Annotated in this window: 1 protein-coding gene; it reads left to right on the forward strand. The window is 46.8% G+C overall.

Annotated elements, in window-relative coordinates:
* On the forward strand, nt 1-622 hold a 622-nt coding region (locus ACWHAR_RS28935), incomplete at both ends, for a condensation domain-containing protein (protein WP_452088681.1).

Here is a 622-nt window from a genome sequence, read left to right on the forward strand (position 1 = left end):
CCACAAATTCACTATAAAGATTACGCAGTTTGGCACAAAGAACAAACTGATTATCAAAAAGATGAGGAATACTGGCTCGATGTCTTTAAAGGCGAACTGCCAATACTGGATCTTCCCGCGGATTTCGAGCGGCCTGCTGAACGGAGCTTTGCGGGAGAGCGCGTGATGTTTGGGCTTGATAAGCAAATCACGGCTCAAATCAAATCGCTCATGGCAGAAACAGATACGACAATGTACATGTTTTTGCTGGCGGCGTTCAATGTACTCCTTTCCAAGTACGCGTCACAGGATGATATCATTGTCGGCTCGCCGACAGCTGGCAGAACACATCCTGATCTGCAAGGTGTGCCGGGTATGTTTGTCAACACGGTGGCACTCAGAACGGCACCAGCGGGAGATAAAACCTTCGCGCAATTTCTTGAAGAGGTCAAAACAGCCAGTCTTCAAGCATTCGAGCACCAGAGCTATCCGCTTGAGGAACTGATTGAAAAGCTTCCGCTTACAAGGGATACAAGCAGAAGTCCGCTGTTCAGCGTGATGTTCAACATGCAGAATATGGAGATTCCTTCATTAAGATTAGGAGATTTGAAGATTTCCTCGTATTCCATGCTTCATCATGTTG

The organism is Bacillus sp. LR--39 (genome assembly GCF_053613335.1).